Raw genomic sequence first — 17466 nt, forward strand, 5'->3', positions numbered from 1 at the left:
GTTCGCCTACCGGCCGCTGACCGCCCGCCGGTAACGCTCTGACAGCCGCAACACGTGCTCGGCCAGCTCCGGCGGGTCGAGCACCTCGAAGTCCACGCCGATGAACCCGATCCACACGGCCATGCCGTTCAGGTCGTCGCCGCCCAACTTGACCAGGCACGTCGCCTCGTCCACCGGCTCGGCCTCCAGCCCGAGCGGCAGCCCGGCCACGTGCTCGGCCGGGGCGTGCAGCAGCACCGTGGCCCGGTGGCGCCACATCGCCGTGTTGACGCCTTTCTCCACGTACGCCGCCACGTCGCCGTTCTCCGGCAGCTCGCGCGGGGTGAACCGGGGGCCGGACGGCGTGCGCGGCCGCAGCCGGTCGACCCGGAACGTGCGCCAGTCCTGCCGCTCGACGTCGTACCCCACGAGATACCAGCGGCCACGGCGGTGCACCAGGCGGTGCGGCTCCACGTTGCGCACGGTCGTCTCGCCCTCGTGGCCGGTGTAGTCGAAGCGGAGCCGCTCGTGGTCGCGGGCCGCGTTCGCGATCGTGGTCAGCACCTCCGGCGGCACCGACGGGGCGCTGCCGACGGCAGGGCCGGGGATCTGGACGGTGTAGGCGTTGAGCGCGCTGACCCGGCGGCGCAGCCGGGACGGCAGCACCTGCTCCAGCTTGGCCAGGGCGCGCACCGACGTCTCCTCGATGCCCTCCACGCCGCCGCCCGCCGCGCGGCCGAGCCCGACCGCGACGGCCACGGCCTCCTCGTCGTCGAGCAGCAGCGGCGGCAGCGCGGCGCCCGCGCCCAGCCGGTAGCCGCCCGCGACGCCCGGTGTGGCGTGCACCGGGTAGCCCAGGGAACGCAGGCGCTCGATGTCGTTGCGGATCGTCCTGGTCGAGACCCCGAGCCGGGCTGACAGCTCGGGGCCGGACCACTCCCGGTGTGCCTGGAGCAGGGACAGGAGCTTGAGCAGGCGGGCGGAGGTTTCCAGCATGGTGCCCAGTGTGCCCGCTAATGCGGCAAGGACGCTTCCGCGTTGATGACGATCTTGCCCAGGAAATGGCCGTCTTCGCTGCGGCGATGCGCGTCGGCGGTCCGCTCCAGGGGGAACGTCTCCGCGACCGGCACGCGTATGCCCTCGTCCGCGGGAAGGGCCAGGGATCCCCCTCCCGAGGAGAACCGGACCCCCAAGCGGGCCGCGCCGGCCCGGTCCGCGATGGTGATCACCTTGTCCGGGTCGCCGGTGAGCTTGACCGACAGCTCCAGCTCGCCCCGTCCTGAAGCGTCCAGGACCCGGTCGATCGGCCCGGGGAGGCGCTCCTCCAGGCCGTCGCCGTAGGCGACCGGGTGGATGCCGAGGCCGCGAAGGGCGTCGTGGTGGCGTTCGCTCGCGGTGCCGACCACTTCGGCCCCGCGGGCCAGGGCGAGCTGCGCGGCGGCCAGGCCGACGCCGCCCGCGACCGCGTGGATCAGCAGCGTGTGGCCGCTCCGCAGGTCGAGCAGGCCCAGCGCGCGGTGGGCGGTCTCGAGCGCCACGGGGAGCGCGGCGGCCTCCTCGTACGAGAGGTCGTCCGGCTTGGCCCTCAGGTTGCCCGCGTCGGCGATCGCGTGCGTGGCCGCCGCGCCGGAGGCGACCCGGCCGTACACCGGCTGCCCGAGCCGCCATTCCTCGACGCCCGGGCCGAGCGCGTCGATCGTGCCCGCCAGCTCCAGCCCGGTGCCCTGGGGGCCGACGATCGGGGCGCCCATGAAGCCGCGGCGGATCTTCCAGTCGATGGGGTTCACCCCGGCCGCCCTGACCGCCACCCGCACCTGGCCGGGGCCCGGCTGGGGCATCGGGATCTCCTCCAGCTCCAGTACCTCCGGGCCGCCGTACGCCCGGTACCGTACGGCCTGCGCGGTGACCAGCAGGACCGCCTTGCCGACCAGCTCGCGGGCGGCCAGGGCGGCGTGTGCCTCGTGGGCGCGCTCCAGCGGCACCGCCAGACCGACCACGGTCGCCATCCTGCCCGCGGCCGCCTCCTCCATGGTGCGCTCGGCCAGGCGCTTGAACTCGGCCGGCGCGAACTGGACCTGCTCCATGCCGATCAGCCGCACGCCCCGCCGCTCGGCCTCCGCCGGAGTGACCGCCGCCGTGGTACCACTCGGCGCCCCGAAGGCGAAGAACCTCCCGCCCGGCTCCACCATCCGGAACGCCTCTCCGCCGACGCTTGCGCCGGCCCCGTCGAACACGACGTCGAACCCGTCCCGCGTTCCCGGCGCCAGGGCCGTGTAGTCGATCATCTCGGCCGCCCCCGCTTCGAGGGCGGCCCGGCGCTTGGCCGTGCCGTGCGCCGCGGCCGTGACGCGGGCCCCGGCCGCGGCCGCCAGCCGTACGAGCGCCAGTCCCAGCGCCCCGCCGGCGCCGGTGACCAGCACCCGTGTCCCGTGCTCCAGCTCGGCCGCCTCGACCAGGCTCAACGCCGCCGGTCCGACTTGGATGAGCGCCGCCGCCCGCCACGAGGGCAGCCCATCGGGCACCGCCACCACGGTCGCGAGATCGGCGGCGACCTGCTCGGCGTACCCGCCGCCGGACACCAGCGCGGCCACCCGCCGCCCCACCCACCCGGCGTCGACCCCGTCACCTGCCGACAGCACCCGCCCGGCCACTCCGGTGCCCGGCACGTACGGCGGCTCATGGTCGAACCACTCGCGCCCCCACCCGCTCCGCAGCTGAGCGTCGATGGACATGACGTCCACCGCCGACACCCCGATCACCACCTGCCCGGGACCCGCCACCGGCTCGGGCGCCTCGCGGACCTCGAGCACCTCGGGCCCGCCGAACTTCGTCACCTCGATAATTCGCATGACGGCGAGTCTTGTACCTCAACCGAGGTTGAGGTCAAGTCAGTTCACGTCGTACGCCGTCTCGTGGCGCGGCTCGTACAGCCCGAGTCGCCCGCCCCCGGGCAGCGTGATCGCCGTGAGCAGCCCCCACCCCTCGTCGCTGACCGGCGCGGCGAACTCCACCCCCTTGGCCCGCAGCTCCTCCATCGTGCGCTCCAGGTCGTCGCACATCAGGTAGAGCTGGTGAACCTCCGCCCCGTCCGTGGGATGCAGGGCCACCTCCGCGGGCGGCAGCTTGAAGATCAGCCAGCCGCCGCCCGCGTCGACGTTCGGACAGCTGAGCACGTCGCGGAAGAACGCCCGGTCGGCGTCCGCGTCGCGGCTGTAAATGATCAGATGCGCTCCGTTGATCATGTGCTCACGATACGCCGAACCGCCCGGCCGTCCCAGGAGCGGGAGCCGGACGGCCCGGTCGCCGTCACCCTCCGCCGAACAACCGCTGGGCCTGCTGGATGAGCGTCAGCACGGTCAGGGTGCCGAAGAAGGCCACCGACCAGATCAGCGCCCCGAGCCGGTACGAACGCACCTTGATGGCGTCCGGCAGCGACCGCCGGTTCAGGATGATCAGCAGGATCGAGTACACGAACATCATCACGGCCGCGAAGCTCGCCGAGAACACCAGCAGGATGAGCGGCTGGTCGAAGCCCAGCAGCAGGATCGCGATCCCGATGAGCACCATCGCCCAGACGGTGTAGAAGTAGATCTTGTTGACCGAGATCGGCTTGTCGCGCAGGTAGACCGTCTTGATCGTGTCGGAGGCCAGCCGGGAGGTGTAGTCGACGATGCCCATGGCCGAGGCGAACAGCGCCAGCGCCCCGATCAGCCAGAACAGCACGCCGAACCAGGGGCCGACGATGCTCTGCAGCGCCTGGCCCTCGACCTTCAGGAAGCCGATGCTGTTGGCCAGCCCTTCCCTCCCGAAGACGGTCGAGTACGCCAGCATCGACATGAGGGCGATCGTCACGAACGACACCATCGCGAACGTCCACGCCTGCTCGACGTTCGCGAAGCGCCACCACTGCCGCCACCGCGCCAGGTTCTCCTTGGTCGGCGCGAACTGGTATCCGGTCGAGGCGGCCGCCTCCTCGTGCCCGGTCACCGGGCTGACCAGGCGCGGCACGTACGCGCCCATGCCGAAGCCCTTGTCGCGGATCCAGTTGCTCTGGCACAGGTTCTGGCCGCCGCCCGCGCCCGCGTACGCGATGGCGCCCATCAGCAGGGCGAACTCCAGCGCCGGCACCGGGAAGCGGGCCCCGACGGTCATCCCCTTGCCGAGCTCGGCCCAGCTCTCGGCATTGATCGCGAACACGATCGCGACCACGATCAGCGTCGCCACCAGGGCGATCTTCACGAAGATCACCCGTTCCAGCGCGATGTAGATCACGGGTGCCAGCGTCAGCCCGAGCGCGATCACGATGAGCATGCCGATGGCGATCCACCGCACGCTGCCCGCGTCCGTCCCGGTCAGGTAGGTCACCATGGTGGCGGAGCTTGTCACCCAGCCCGGCCACAGGTTGGAGGCGAGCGTCATGAGGACGAAGACGAGCCCCCAGTGGCGCCACATCCGGCTGAACCCGGTGAGCGCGGTCTCACCGGTGGCCAGGGTGTAGCGCTCGATCTCCATGTTGAGGAACCACTGGGTGATGATCCCGATCGCGGCTCCCCAGATGAAGATGAGCCCGACTTGGGAGGCGATGTACGGCCAGAGGATGAACTCGCCCGAGGCCAGTCCCACGCCGGCGCCGACCAGGCCGGGGCCGATGATGCGCCATTTCGACGTGGGTGGTTCGGGGAGGTCTCGGACGGTGACGGGCGGTAGGACTCGCGCAGGAACGGTCGGGATGAACTCCGCCATGCGGTCTCCTTGTTCGGCTTACCTATCCGTCACATTACAGAGACCTGAAACGCGGGTGGAATAGCTAGTTAACCACCACTATGTACTCTCCCCGTTCCGTAAAACCGACCACATGACCGCCCGCGCCCATCAGTGCCCCGAGCACGGTCCGGACCGCCATCCGCCACTCCTTGGCGGCCGCCGGATCCGTCCGCCGCAACGCCTCGATGTCCCGCGGCGTCCCCACCAGCACCACGTCGCCTTGAACCCCTCTCACGACGGGGCGATCACCCTCGGACCCCAGCAGCACGGGCAACGCCCCGACGTCGGCCGGCGAGGTGCCCGCTCCGCCGTCTTCGCCCGGATTCACCTGCCACGCCGTCAGCAGCCGGTCGGAGGCGTCCCCCTCGTTGATCGCGTCCGCCATCGCCCCGTAGAAGTCCTCCACGTACGCCTCGGGTTGGGCGCCCAGCTTGGCCAGGTTGAACCGGGCGTTCCTCCGCACCAGGGGATCGAACGTCCACGTGATCCGCTCCAGGCCCCGCTCCCGGCACCACTCCCGCTGGTGCAGCTTCAGCGCGTAGCCGATGCCCCGGCCCTTGACGGCCCCGGTCACGTGGGAGTGCAGCGCCCGGCCGGCGGCGCGGAATCCGACGGACGCGCCCACGAGCGTGTCCTCCTCGAACGCCCCCGCCACGTAGTTGCCGGTGTGCGCGAACCCGATCATCAACTCCACGGTGATGGGCGGGTTGTGCGGATCCGGGTGCCAGATCTGGTCGAAGAGCCGGTAGACCTCCCGGAACTCGCCGATCTCCCGCAACTCCCTGATCTCCACACCGGCCTTGGCCGCCGCCTCTTCGCTCTCGCTGGTCATCTCACCATTTACCCACGTCGCGCCCGGTGGGGGCGACGTGGGACGTGTCTCCATCACGGTGAGTCGCAGTCTCATGACTTAATGTGGTCAGGTGTGCCGTCCCGGCCGGGACGCCCGTTGAAACAGGGGGATTCCATGACTTTCGCGCTGATCGCCGTCGCCCGCAGGACGGCCGCGCTCGGGCTCTGCGCCGTCGCGATCCTGGCCGCGCCGTCGCCTGCCGCCGCCGCGGCGGGAGCGGAGCTGGACATCGCCGTCTCTCCTGCAGACGGCGGCGCGTACAGGATGAACCTCCGCTGCGGCCCGGACGGAGGCGGCCACCCCCGGCCCGTGGAGGCGTGCGACGCGCTGCGCGCCGTCAACGGATGGATTAAGCACCTGAACGTCGATCCCGGCCCGTGTCCGTTGATCTACATGCCGGTCGACGTCTCGATCACCGGCCATTGGCGCGGGCGGCGCGTCTCGTACCAGCACCGATTCCCCAGCACCTGCGAGATGCGGAGAGCCCTCGGCCCGGTCGTGGAGGCCACGGCCCGACCGGAGGCGGCGGCTCCGTTCAAGCCAGCCGTTCCCCGAGGAAGCGGTGGACGTTCCCACCGATGATCTTCATGACGTCCTTCTCCGGCAGGCCGCGCTCGAGCAGGCCCTCGGTGACCATCGGCAGGCCCGCCGGCCCCTCCAGGCCGGGCACCGCGGCCTTCGGGTCCACGCCCCTCGGGAAGAAGTCCTCGCAACAGGGCGGCGTCAGATCGTCCATGACCTCGCGGATGAAGTCGGGGCCGAGGCCGACGTGGTCGATGCCGGCGACCGCCGCGATGTGCTCGATGTGGTCGAGCAGGCGGTCGAGCGTCATGTCCTCCGAGCGGTCGGCGAGGAAGGGGCCGAAGAAGTTGACGCAGATCACGCCGCCCGTGGCGGCCACGCCGCGCAGCTGCTCGTCGGTGAGGTTGCGGTGGTGGTCGCGCAGCGCGCGGGCGGAGGAGTGGGTGGCCATGACCGGCTTGGTGGCCAGCTCCAGCACGTGGGCGAGGCCGGAGGCGCCCAGGTGGGAGACGTCGAAGACGATGCCGAGCCGCTCCATCTCCGCCAGCGCGGCGATGCCGTGCGAGGTAAGCCCGCTGCCCGTGGCGTCCTCGCCGCTGCCGTCGGCCAGCGGCGTGCGGCCGAAGTGCGCGATGGACGCCACCCGTACGCCGAGGCGGTGGACGGTCGAGATCAACTCGACATCGGCGTCGAGGCCCGGCATGCTCTCCAGCGCCAGCACCAGGGCGATCTTGCCGTCGCCGAGCGCCGCGTCGATGCCGGCGGCGTCGAGGCACAGGCGGACGTGGCCGGCGTTTCCCTCGGCGATCACATGTGCGCACTCGATCATGCGCAGCGTCTGCCGCAGCGCGCCTTCCGGCCGGTATTGGTCGTCGATGAAGACCGGCAGCACCTGCAGGTCGACCCCGCCGGCGACGAGTTGGGGCAGCCACCTCTCGCGGAAGAACGAGGCCCACTGCCCTGGCGGGCGGGCGGAGACGGCCATCAGCAGATCGTTGTGAGTGTCGGCCACGACGGCGCGCTGATGCAGCGGAAGCGTCATGGTCGGAAGTTATCGCGGTCGCCCGCGCCGCACCAACGGGCCGGAGTCCGATCTTCTGGATCACCCGTACGACCCCGGGTTCCCGGCGGACGGGGCGATCGGCGTGGGTGCACGCGGCGGGGCACGCGTCAGCTCGCGGGGATCGGGCGGTAGGCGTTGTGCGGGGGTTTGGCGGTCAGCTTGCGGTAGAGCGTCGTGGGGCCGGGCCAGTTGTTGGTGACGCGGCCCTCCGCCGTCATGTACCAGCTCTGGCATCCTCCGCCCCACACCATGCGCTCCATGGCCGCGTCGAGCCGCCCGCGCCACGCCGCCATGACCTCGGGCCGCACCTCGATCGGCCCGTGCGCGGCCAGGCGCGGCAGGCACGCCATGATGTGGTTCACCTGGCACTCGATCATGAAGACGATGGAGTTGTGCCCGAGGTTGGTGTTCGGCCCGTACAGCAGGAACATGTTCGGGAAGTTCGGCACCGAGATGCCCAGGTACGCCTCCGCCCCGCCCGCCCACTGCTCCCGCAGCGACCGCCCGCCCCGCCCGGTGATCTCCATCGGGGCGAGGAAGTCGGTGGTCATGAAGCCGGTGGCGTACACGATCGTGTCGACCTCGCGCACTCCCTCGGTGGTCTCGACGCCCTGCGGCACGAGCCGGACGATCTTGTCGGTGACCACGTCGACGTTGAGCCTGGTCAGGGCCGGGTAGAAGGCGCTGTCGATGACGACCCGCTTGCAACCCGGCGGGTAGGCGGGCGTGAGCTTGGCCTGCAGCTCAGGGTCGGGCACCTGGTCGCGCAGGTGCCGCAGCGCCCGCTTCCTGAGCAGGTCGGCGCTCCACCCCTGGGCGAGGGCGGGGTAGAGGGTGGCCTCGGCGTACCGGTAGATCCACTCGCGGTAGACCCGCTGGAGGCCGGGGACGAGGCGGAACGCGAGCCTGGTCAGCGGCTGGAACGTGGCGTCCGGTTTGGGGATCACCCAGTTGGGAGTGCGCTGGAAGACGTACAGCCGCTCCGCCTGCTCGGCGACGCGCGGGATGAACTGGGCCGCCGACGAGCCGTTCCCGATCACCGCGACGTGCCTGCCCGTGAGGTCGTGATCGTGGTTCCAGCGCGCGGAATGGAAGGAGACGCCCGCGAAGTCCGACATTCCGGGGATATCGGGGAGGCGTGGCCGGCTGAGCTGCCCGACTCCCGTCACGACCACGTCGAACGTCTCCGTGCGCTCCTCCGTGCCTTTCTCCATGCTTGTCGCGCCGTCGGCCGGGGGAGCGGCGGTCGTGACCTGCCACTGGGAGCCGTCGAAGACGGCTCGCCGCACTTCCGTGCGGAAACGGATTTTTCGCCTGACGTCGTATTTATCGGCGCAATGCTCTAGATAGCCGAGAATCTCCGGCTGCTCGGGGTAACGGCGGGTCCAGCTCGCGTACTTCTCGAACGAGTAGGAGTACAGATGGGATGGGATGTCGCAGCCCGCCCCCGGGTAGCTGTTGTCGCGCCAGGTGCCGCCGAGGCCGTCCGCCTTCTCGAACACGGTGTACGAGCGGACCCCGGCCCGTTCGAGCTGGATCGCCATGCACAGTCCGCCGAACCCCGCTCCGACGATCGCGACGCTTGGTGCCATGCCGTCCTCCGCGTGTCAGTATTCACTTACAGTACGCCGAACCGTGTTCTGCCGACACCCCTTCCCATCCTCCGCGAGCGCCTCCCACGGGCCGGTAGTCTTCGCAGGTGGCTGCTGTGACGTTGGCTGACGTGATCGAGGTGCTGGAGGCGGCCTACCCGCCCGCCCGAGCCGAGTCGTGGGACGCGGTGGGCCTGGTCGCCGGGGATCCGGCGCAGGAGGTGCGGCGGGTGCTGTTCGCCGTCGATCCGGTCGCCGTCGTCGCCGAGGAGGCCCTGGAGTGGCGGGCCGACCTGATCGTCACCCACCACCCCCTCTACCTGCGCGGCACCACGAGCGTGGCCGCGACCACCCCCAAGGGCCGCCTCGTCCACACCCTGATCAAGAACGACATCGCCCTCTACACCGCCCACACCAACGCCGACGTCGCCAACCCCGGCGTGTCCGACGCCCTGGCCAGAGCCGTCGGGCTGACCGGCGACCTGGTGCCGCTCCAGCCCTTCCCCGACGACCCGTGGCGCGGGCTGGGCCGCATCGGGGAGCTGCCGGAGGGGACGACACTGGGCGAGTTCGCGGCTCAGGCCGCCGAAGGGCTGCCCAGGACCTCCGGGGGGATCCGGGTGGCGGGCGATCTGTCCCGGTCCGTCACCCGCGTGGCGGTCAGCGGGGGCGCGGGCGACTCCCTCCTCGCGACCGCCGCGGCCGCGGGGGTCGACGTGTTCCTCACCGCCGATCTGCGCCACCACCCGTCGAGCGAGTTCATCGAGTCGGGCGGCCCCGCGCTGATCGACGCGGCACACTGGGCGACCGAGTGGCCGTGGCTCGACAGCGCCGCGTCCATCCTGCACGCCAGTGGCGTTACCGTTGAAACGCGTGTCTCCGCCACGGTCACCGATGCTTGGACAAGAGGATATTGATCATGAAAGCAGCCCCTGAGGCCCAGAAGAGACTTCTCGACCTGGCAGAGCTCGACTCCGTGATTGATCGGCTGGCCCACCGCCGCCGCACCCTGCCCGAGCTGGCCGAGATCGACGAGCGGTCGAAGCAGTACGCCAGGCTCGCCACCCAGGTCATCGAGGCCGAGACCGAGGCCGGCGACCTGGCGCGCGAGCAGGCCAAGGCCGAGAGCGACGTCGACGCCGTGCGCACACGCGCCGAGCGCGACCAGAAGCGCCTCGACTCCGGCGCCGTGACCTCGCCCCGCGACCTGGCGAGCCTCCAGTCCGAGATCGCCTCGCTGCACAAGCGCCAGGGCGACCTGGAGGAGATCGTCCTGGAGATCATGGAGCGGCGGGAGGCCGCCGACGCCAGGGTGACCGACCTGGTGGCGCGGCGCGACGAGGTGGCCGCCGCCGTGTCCGCCGCGGAAGACCGCCGCGACGCCGCGCTGAAGGAGATCGACAAGGAGGCGACCGAGGCCCGGGGCCGCCGCTCCGCCGTCTCCGGCGAGATCCCCGCCGACCTGCTCAAGCTCTACGAGAAGCTCAGGGAGCAGTACGGCGTGGGCGCCGCCATGCTGCGCGCCGGCCGGTGCCAGGGCTGCAAGGTGGCCCTGTCCATCGCCGAGATGAACCGGATCAAGGCCGCCCCCCACGACGAGGTGCTCCGCTGCGACGAGTGCCGCCGCATCCTCGTGCGCACGCCAGAGTCGGGCCTGTGACGCATTACGTCATCGAGGCCGACGGCGGCTCGCGCGGCAATCCGGGGCCGGCCGGCTACGGCGCGGTGGTCAGGGACGCCGCGGACGGCCAGGTGCTGGCCGAGGTGGCCGAGGCGATCGGCGTCACGACCAACAACGTCGCCGAATACCGCGGGTTGATCGCCGGGCTCACGGCCGTGCTGCGGCTCGGCGGCGAGGGCGCGTCGGTGGCCGTCCGGATGGACTCGAAGCTGGTCATCGAGCAGATGGCGGGCCGCTGGAAGGTCAAGCACGAGGGCCTGCGACCGCTGGCGCTGGAGGCCGGGGCGCTGGTGCGGCGGCTGCGGGTGACGGAGTGGACCTGGATCCCGCGCGAGCGCAACCAGCACGCCGACCGCCTGGCCAACGAGGCCATGGACGCCGCCGCCAAGGGCCTGGCCTGGAAAGCCGGCGGCACCTCCGCACCTGACACAGTCATCGGCCCGGCCCCGCTGGGCGCCCCCTCGACGCCCGGCGGCCCGGCCCCGCTGGGCGACACCTCGACGCTCGGCAGACCGGAGACACCAAGCGGCCCCTCGGCACCGGGTGGGACCGGTGGGTTGGTCGCGCCAAGCGCCCCTCCTCCTGTCGCGCGGCAGACGGACCTCCTCGACGCTGGCGACATATCCGAAATATCCGCCCCAACCGCCTCCGTCGCCGCCGCCCAGCAGCGCGGCACAGGCAAGGGCACCGGCTGGCGCCCGCCCACCCGCGTCGCGACGTCGCTGCTCCTCCTCCGCCACGGCGAGACGGAGCTGTCGATCGAACGCAGGTTCTCCGGCCTCGGCGACGCCGAGCTCACGCCCAACGGCCGGGCCCAGGCGGCGGCCGCCGCCGAGCGCCTGTCGCGGGAGCCGTACCAGCTGGACGTGATCGTCACCTCGCCGCTCAAGCGGGCCCGGCAGACCGCTGCCGCCGTCGCCGAGCGGACCGGCCTCGACGTCGAGGTGGACGACGACCTCAGGGAGGCCGACTTCGGCGCCTGGGAGGGCCACACGTTCACCGAAGTGCAGCGGAAGTGGCCGGCCGAGCTCGCCGCCTGGCTGGCCGACCCCGAAGCCGCCCCGCCGGGCGGCGAGAGCTTCGCCACGACCGCGCGCCGCGTCCAGGCGGCGGGGGAGCGGCTCGTGGAGCGGTACGAGGGCAAGACCGTCCTGGCCGTCTCGCACGTGACGCCCATCAAGATGCTCCTGAGGCTCGCCCTCATGGCCCCGCTGGAATCCCTCTACCGGATGCACCTCGACCTGGCGTGCCTGTCGATGATCGAGTACTACGCGGACGGGCCTTCCGTGGTGAAGTCGTTCAACGACACCTCGCACCTGCGCTGACGTCATGGGCCGTGCCGGGTTCCGCCAGTTCACCCGGCACGGCCCGTCTGCGCATCGCCCCCCTCAGGCGATACGCCCCCATCCCACCGCGTCGATCTTGCGGTTGGGTTGGGAACAGCTTGAAACTTGATAATGTTCTACCGACGAGTCGGCCGGGCGACCGCGTCGGGCCCAGCGGGCCCGCCGAGGAAGGTCCGGGCTCCACAGGGCAGGGTGGTCGGTAACGCCGACCCGGGGTGACCCGCGGGACAGTGCCACAGAAAGCAGACCGCCTCCCGGTCGCACAGGAGGTAAGGGTGAAAGGGTGGTGTAAGAGACCACCAGCGCCCACGGTGACGTGGGCGGCTAGGTAAACCCCACCCGGAGCAAGGTCAAGAAGGAACGCTCCCCGGAGCGTTCCGCGCGCGACGTTCGAGGGCGGCCCGCCCGAGCCGCGCGGGTAGACCGCTCGAGGCCGCCGGCAACGGCGGTCCTAGATGGATGGTCGCCCCTTCACACGAAGGACAGAACCCGGCCTACAGGCCGACTCGTCACCCATCACTTCGGCCTGAGGTCAGTCCCTGGTGCGCCTGATCTGCTCCATAGCCTGCATGATCTCGCGCTCGGCCCGCTCCTTGGTCACGCCGAGATCCGCCAGCGCCCGCACGACGGGCCCTTCCTCCAGTGACAGGACGCCGAGCAGGATGTGCTCCGTGCCCACGACGTCGTGACCCAGCCGCAGGGCCTCGCGAAGCGTCAGCTCCAGTGCCTTCTTGCTCTGCGCGGAGAACGGCATCATCGTCTGTGCCGGGTGCCCGCCGCCCGGTCCGAGCGTGGCCGTGACGGCGTCCCTGACCGAGTCGAGCGACGCGCCGAGTCTCACCATGGTCGTGGCAGCCAGGGCCTCGGGTTCGCGAAGCAGGCCGAGCACCAGATGGCCCGGCTCGATGTGGCTGTGACCCGTCGCCCGCGCCTCCTCCTGTGCCTTCACGACGACGCTGCGGGCCCGGTCGGTGAAGCGGGAGTACGTGCGCATGTCTGCGGCCAAGCCAGAGCCGCCGTCCTTGGGCACGAACCGCTTCTGGGCGGCCTGCTTGCTGACGCCCATGCTGCGTCCGATGTCCGTCCAGGAGGCGCCGGAGCGCCTGGCCTGGTCGACGAAGTGGCCGATCAGGTGGTCGGCGACTTCGCCGATGTGCTCGCCCAAGGTCACCGCGTCCGACAGCTCGCCCAGGGGGTCGCCGGCGGGGTGACGGCTCTTGACTGCGGAAATCAGGTCGTCGAGACGTACCGTGCTGTCCATGCGTCAACCATAAGTTGACGGCCGAGCTGTCGTCAACGGGAGGTTGACGATTGTCGGCTCAGCTGCCGGTGGGGTTCACCGTGAAGTACGGGGTGAAGTCCAGGTCCTCGGGGACCTCCAGCAGGGTACGTGTCAGCTTGCCGTCGAACGCCACGACCCGGACCTCGTCGTTCGCGCCGTTGTCCTGCTCCCAGCAGTACAGATGCGACTCGTCGTACCAGCCCAGCACCTTGTCGCAGTCGGAGGAGAACGTGCGCACCCGCTTGCCGGTGCCGGTGTCGAAGAGGCAGTGGTCGCCGTCGCCGCCGCCCGGGCAGTCGGTCACGAACATCTTGCCGGAGGGCGAGAAGATGTCCAGGGTGCCGGACGCCAGCGGCCCGACCCCCGCCACGTCCCGCGTGGGCTTGCCGGCGGCGTCGAAGAAGCGCAGTCCCTCGTCCTTGCCGTAGACGATGACCACGCCCGTCTCGGCGGCGTCCCAGCCGTAGTCGGAGTCCTGGACCGACGTGTCGGTCACCTCGATCACGCTGACCTTGGCCTGGGCCACGTCGACGATCGCGAAGCCCAGAGAGGCCCACTCGTCCTCGCCCTGCTTGTTGTCCTTGATCTTCTTGTCGATGTTGAGCAGGACCTTCGAGCTGTCCTTCGACCAGGCGCGGAGTGTGCTGATCAGCGGCTTGCGCACGGTCTTGACGCGGAAGCTGGCGCCTGCCTGCCGGTCGGTGAAGAGGATCGAGTCGTAGTCGTCCGAGGTGTAGTCCTGAGGTCTGCCCGCGAGGTAGCGCCCGTCGGGCGAGACCAGCGACTCCCAGTTGCCGGAGTGCCGGTCGAACGTGTCGTCCCGCAGCGACTGCCTGGCGTAGTCGACGTCGTCGTCGAGGTTCCTGTTGTAGACCTCGTACGCCGTCAGCGTGATCGGGTCGGACGGGTGCTCGTGGAGCGTGATCGCGCCGCCGGGCAGCGTGCGCTTGGTGGTTGTGGCGGGGATGGAGGACGGCGGCGTCAGGGTCGTCTCCGCCGGCGCCGTGGTGGTGGATCCGGCCGCGGTGGTGGATCCGACCGCGGTCGAGACCTTGTCCAGCACCACCGTCACGGCCGCCACGACCAGGACGATCAGCAGGGCGGCCCCGGCCGCCACTCCGGCGACGATCGGCCCCGTGCCTCTCTTCGTCCCGCCCATGTCGCGACGGTCGTCGAGCTGGATTCCGCCGGTGTGAGGACGGCTGCTCGGCGAGGCCTCCATCGCCCCCTGCTCCAGGAGGCCGGCGGTGGGCACCGAGTGCCCCAGCAGGCGCATGATGACCTGCTGGGCGGTCGGCCGCCGCCCCGGATCCTTGGAGAAGCACTCCAGCACCACGTCACGCAGCGGCCCTTCGAGCGCGCCCACGTCGGGCGGCCCGTTGAGCACCCGGCTGATCAGCGGATGCATCGCCCCGCTCCCGAAGGGCGCCCGCCCGCAGGACGCGTAGACCATCGTGCCGGCCCAGGAGAACATGTCGGACGCCGGCCCGATCGCCTCCCCCGTGAACTGCTCGGGAGACATGTACGCGGGCGTGCCGATCGGCGTGTTGCTGAACGTCGTGGTCGCGTTGAGCGCACGTGCGATGCCGAAGTCGATCACCCGCGGCCCGTCCGCGCCGATGATGACATTCGCCGGCTTGAAGTCCCTGTGCACGATTCCGGCCTGGTGGATCGCGGCCAGCGCGGTGGCGGTGCCGATGGCCAGCCGGTCCAGCGCCGCGCCGGTGCGCGGGCCCTCGTCCCTCACGACCTGCTGCAGGGAGGGGCCCTCGACGAACTCGCTCACGATGTACGGCCGGTCGTCCTGCACGCCCGTGCCGAGGACGGCCGCGGTGCAGAACGGCGCCACCCGCTGGGCGACCTCCGCCTCGCGCAGGAACCGCCCGACGCTGACGTGGTCGTCCGACTGGTCGGACTGCAGCCATTTGACGGCCACGTACGCATCTGAGGGGTTCTTGGCGAGGTAGACGACGCCCTGTCCTCCTTCGCCGAGTTTGCCGATGATCTGCAGGTTCCCAAGCTGCCGGGGGTCACCAGAGGTCAGCGGCGCGTAAGACGGCATGAAGGAATTTTGACCCGATGAAGGCGATCTCCGAAACTTACTTACGGGTATTCCGGCGGGATTGATGCCCGTCAACGTGAAACGGCTTCGGACAGGGCCTTGGTGACCAGCCGGCTGGCCTGCTCCACCGCCTTGACGCCCGCGTCCATGGAGCCGTGCCGGTGGGAGATCACGGCGATCAGGTACGTGCGCCCGCCATCCCGCACCCGCCCGATGCTGTTGACCGTCCACCGGCCGCCGTGCCGTTCGCGGGGCAGCCATCCGTTCTTGAGCGCCACCTCCGCGTCCTGGCCGCCCGCCGCGCTCACTCCCCACGCCTGCTCGGGCGCCACGTCGTCCATCAGGCCCAGCACGTGCCTGCGGTTCCCGGCCGACAGAGGGCTCTTGGGAGAGGTGAGCGCGGTCAGCAGCCGGACCTGGTCGGCGGCGCTGGTGGTGGTCGCACCCCACGCCCCGCCCGGCCCAGGCCGGGTGTCACGCAGGCCGAACCGCTTGTTCGCGGCGGCCAGGCCGGACGCGCCGCCGATCGCCGACCACAGCGCCGAGGCGGCGGCGTTGTCGCTGACCTTGACGGCCTGCGCGGCCGCCCGCCGCTCCCAGGAGGTGAGGCCGCGGCGCTGCCCCTGGGCTCTGAGCAGCAGCGCCATGACGATGTTGACCTTGACGATGCTGGCCGTGGCCGTCCTGAGCCCGCGGTTGTAGGAGAAGGACAGCCCGCTGGAAGGCTCGTGCACCGACACCGCCACCTCGCCGGGAACGTCGTCGAGGTAGCGGTCCAGCGCCCGGGTCAGCGGCTTCTTGAAAGAGGGCTTCTTGACCGAGGGCGACGGCTTCTTCGCCGGTGTCGGCTGCGGGGTCGTCGTCATGGCGACGGGGACGGGGCTGAGGCGGACGGGGGCGGGGGCGGGTGCGGGGGAGAGGCCGCTCGACGTGAGCACGACCAGCGGCGTGATCGCGGCCACGATCGACCCCAGTGCGGTACGCCACCGCTCCGGCCGCGCCCCGAGCTTGGCCGGCACGCTCGGACTACCCGAACGCGGACAGAGACGGCGACAAGGAATGCGGAGCCCGGGAACTCATGGCAGGCAGCATTCCGATACGGGTGTTTCCACCGTGTTAGCACTACGTGCGCCACCTGGAAATTCCCTCGGAGGCAGCTCAAAGGTGAGGGGCGGAGGCATCGGCACCTCCGCCCCTCCGGCCCCTGGGAGTCAGGACCGGCGCCGCGAGGTGCGCCGTGGGCACCGGGAGTACCTCGCCGGCACCGCGACACTAATCCCGCCCGTGCCCCGGGTCTGCGCAGGATTACTCAGAACGGGCCGCCCACGCGGCGAGGATCGCGGCCTCCTTCTCCGCCGGGATCCCGTGCGTCGTGTCGGCGCCGAAGTCGCGCTCGTCCTCCGGGATCTCGCGCAGCCACGCCCACGTGTCGCGCACCGTCTCGGCGACGGGACGGATGCGCAGCCCCGCCGCCCGCGCCTTGTCCGTCGGCACACTCCAGAAGCGGTCGATGTCCTCCGACGGCGGCCCGCCCCACAGCGGCAGTTCCACGAACGTCCCCACCCCCTGCTCGGCCAGGAACATGCTGTCCACCCACACGAACTCGGCGTCGGACCCGGTCGCCTCCTTGCACAGGCCCAGCCACTCCCCGAAGGTGGTCTGGCCGACGGGCCCCGTCACCAGGAACCGGTCGGCCGTGCCGCGCTCCGCCTGATCCAGCGTGAAGATCGCCAGGTCGCGCGCGTCCACGAACTGCATGGGCGCCGCCGGATCGCCGGGCGCGAGCACCCGCCCGCCCCGCGCGATCCTGGTCAGCCACCACGGCAGCCTGGCGACGTCCTCGTGCGGCCCCAGGATGATCCCCGGCTGCACGATCAGCACCTTGCCGTCGAAGCCCTGCTCCACCGCCCGCTCGCAGCCCGCCTTCAGCACCCCGTAGTTGCCGTCGTCCGGCCCGGCGTCGGGCTCGCACGGCCAGATCTCCGAGTCCTCCTCGGCCGGCTTGCCAGGAAAGCCGGCGATCGCGGAGATCGTGGAGACGAACGCGTACGTCCCCGCGTGCCCGGACAGGACGCGCGCCGACTCGCCCACCACGCGCGGCACGTAGCCCGAGGTGTCGACCACGAAATCCCACGACCGCCCGTCGGCTAACCGCTTCAGGTCGTCCCGAGCCTCCCGGTCACCGCGCACGGCCTCGACCCCGGGCACGTCGGCCCCGCTGCGCCCTCTGTTGAACGTCGTGACCTCGTGGCCCCGGGCCAGCGCCTCCTCCACGACGGCACGGCCCAGGAAACCCGACCCACCGATGACCAGAACCTTCAT

15 protein-coding genes and 1 other RNA gene are annotated in these 17466 nt (G+C 71.1%); 5 read left to right on the plus strand and 11 right to left on the minus strand.

Translation table 11 applies throughout. The features are described 5' to 3' along the window. Window positions 1–6: 6 nt before the first annotated feature. From ID574_RS02760 to ID574_RS02780, 5 genes are all read right to left on the minus strand, one after another. Window positions 7–975 (minus strand): helix-turn-helix transcriptional regulator, encoded by a 969-nt coding sequence (locus ID574_RS02760; protein ID WP_188187159.1) that lies wholly within the window; start codon window positions 973–975, stop codon window positions 7–9. Between the two features lie 17 nt (window positions 976–992). Then, entirely contained in the window at window positions 993–2828 is a 1836-nt protein-coding gene (locus tag ID574_RS02765; RefSeq protein WP_188187160.1) for a zinc-binding dehydrogenase, read from the minus strand. 39 nt (window positions 2829–2867) lie between these two features. Next, window positions 2868–3221: a VOC family protein gene (locus ID574_RS02770; RefSeq protein WP_188187161.1), complete on the minus strand. Its 354-nt coding sequence runs from the start codon at window positions 3219–3221 to the stop codon at window positions 2868–2870. Window positions 3222–3285: 64 nt separating this feature from the next. Beyond that, a complete protein-coding gene (locus tag ID574_RS02775) occupies window positions 3286–4722 on the minus strand; it encodes an Nramp family divalent metal transporter (RefSeq protein WP_188187162.1) in 1437 nt (478 codons plus the stop codon). Between the two features lie 64 nt (window positions 4723–4786). Further along, window positions 4787–5575 carry a GNAT family N-acetyltransferase gene (locus tag ID574_RS02780; RefSeq protein ID WP_188187163.1) on the minus strand — a complete coding sequence of 263 codons (789 nt, stop codon included), beginning with the start codon at window positions 5573–5575 and terminating at the stop codon, window positions 4787–4789. 135 nt (window positions 5576–5710) lie between these two features. On the opposite strand from ID574_RS02780, the gene ID574_RS02785 reads away from it, so the two are divergent. Beyond that, window positions 5711–6178: an SSI family serine proteinase inhibitor gene (locus ID574_RS02785; RefSeq protein WP_188187164.1), complete on the plus strand. Its 468-nt coding sequence runs from the start codon at window positions 5711–5713 to the stop codon at window positions 6176–6178. Here ID574_RS02785 and ID574_RS02790 read toward each other — a convergent pair. Both ID574_RS02790 and ID574_RS02795 read right to left on the minus strand, forming a co-directional pair. Next, on the minus strand, window positions 6132–7160 hold the full coding sequence (locus ID574_RS02790) for a dipeptidase (RefSeq protein ID WP_188187165.1): 1029 nt from the start codon (window positions 7158–7160) through the stop codon (window positions 6132–6134). The genes ID574_RS02785 and ID574_RS02790 overlap by 47 nt on opposite strands. Before the next feature lie 128 nt (window positions 7161–7288). After that, the gene (locus tag ID574_RS02795; RefSeq protein ID WP_188187166.1) at window positions 7289–8773 is read right to left on the minus strand and encodes a flavin-containing monooxygenase; all 1485 of its coding nucleotides are present in this window, start codon (window positions 8771–8773) and stop codon (window positions 7289–7291) included. 116 nt (window positions 8774–8889) lie between these two features. Here ID574_RS02795 and ID574_RS02800 point away from each other — a divergent pair, with 116 nt between their 5' ends. The 4 genes from ID574_RS02800 to rnpB all read left to right on the plus strand — a co-directional run bounded on the left by ID574_RS02800 (window position 8890) and on the right by rnpB (window position 12313). Then, window positions 8890–9690 (plus strand): Nif3-like dinuclear metal center hexameric protein, encoded by an 801-nt coding sequence (locus ID574_RS02800; RefSeq protein ID WP_188187167.1) that lies wholly within the window; start codon window positions 8890–8892, stop codon window positions 9688–9690. A 2-nt stretch (window positions 9691–9692) separates the two neighbouring features. Further along, entirely contained in the window at window positions 9693–10433 is a 741-nt protein-coding gene (locus tag ID574_RS02805; RefSeq protein WP_188187168.1) for a zinc ribbon domain-containing protein, read from the plus strand. Beyond that, complete coding sequence (locus tag ID574_RS02810; protein ID WP_188187169.1) at window positions 10430–11779, plus strand: bifunctional RNase H/acid phosphatase; 1350 nt, start codon at window positions 10430–10432, stop codon at window positions 11777–11779. The genes ID574_RS02805 and ID574_RS02810 overlap by 4 nt, the downstream gene beginning before the upstream one ends. 144 nt (window positions 11780–11923) lie before the next feature. Next, window positions 11924–12313: RNase P RNA component class A (gene rnpB, locus ID574_RS02815), an RNA gene on the plus strand. Between the two features lie 19 nt (window positions 12314–12332). Here rnpB and ID574_RS62240 read toward each other — a convergent pair. From ID574_RS62240 to ID574_RS02835, 4 genes are all read right to left on the minus strand, one after another. Then, entirely contained in the window at window positions 12333–13061 is a 729-nt protein-coding gene (locus tag ID574_RS62240) for a Clp protease N-terminal domain-containing protein (RefSeq protein ID WP_188187170.1), read from the minus strand. A gap of 58 nt (window positions 13062–13119) precedes the next feature. After that, window positions 13120–15144 carry a serine/threonine protein kinase gene (locus ID574_RS02825; protein WP_188187171.1) on the minus strand — a complete coding sequence of 675 codons (2025 nt, stop codon included), beginning with the start codon at window positions 15142–15144 and terminating at the stop codon, window positions 13120–13122. A gap of 71 nt (window positions 15145–15215) precedes the next feature. Beyond that, window positions 15216–16163 (minus strand): serine hydrolase, encoded by a 948-nt coding sequence (locus tag ID574_RS02830; protein ID WP_188187172.1) that lies wholly within the window; start codon window positions 16161–16163, stop codon window positions 15216–15218. A 286-nt stretch (window positions 16164–16449) separates the two neighbouring features. Then, window positions 16450–17466, minus strand: coding sequence for an NAD-dependent epimerase/dehydratase family protein (locus ID574_RS02835; RefSeq protein WP_188187173.1), 1017 nt, complete (start codon window positions 17464–17466; stop codon window positions 16450–16452).

The organism is Nonomuraea sp. SYSU D8015 (assembly GCF_008065375.1).
In the GTDB taxonomy this organism is placed as follows: Bacteria; Actinomycetota; Actinomycetes; order Streptosporangiales; family Streptosporangiaceae; genus Nonomuraea.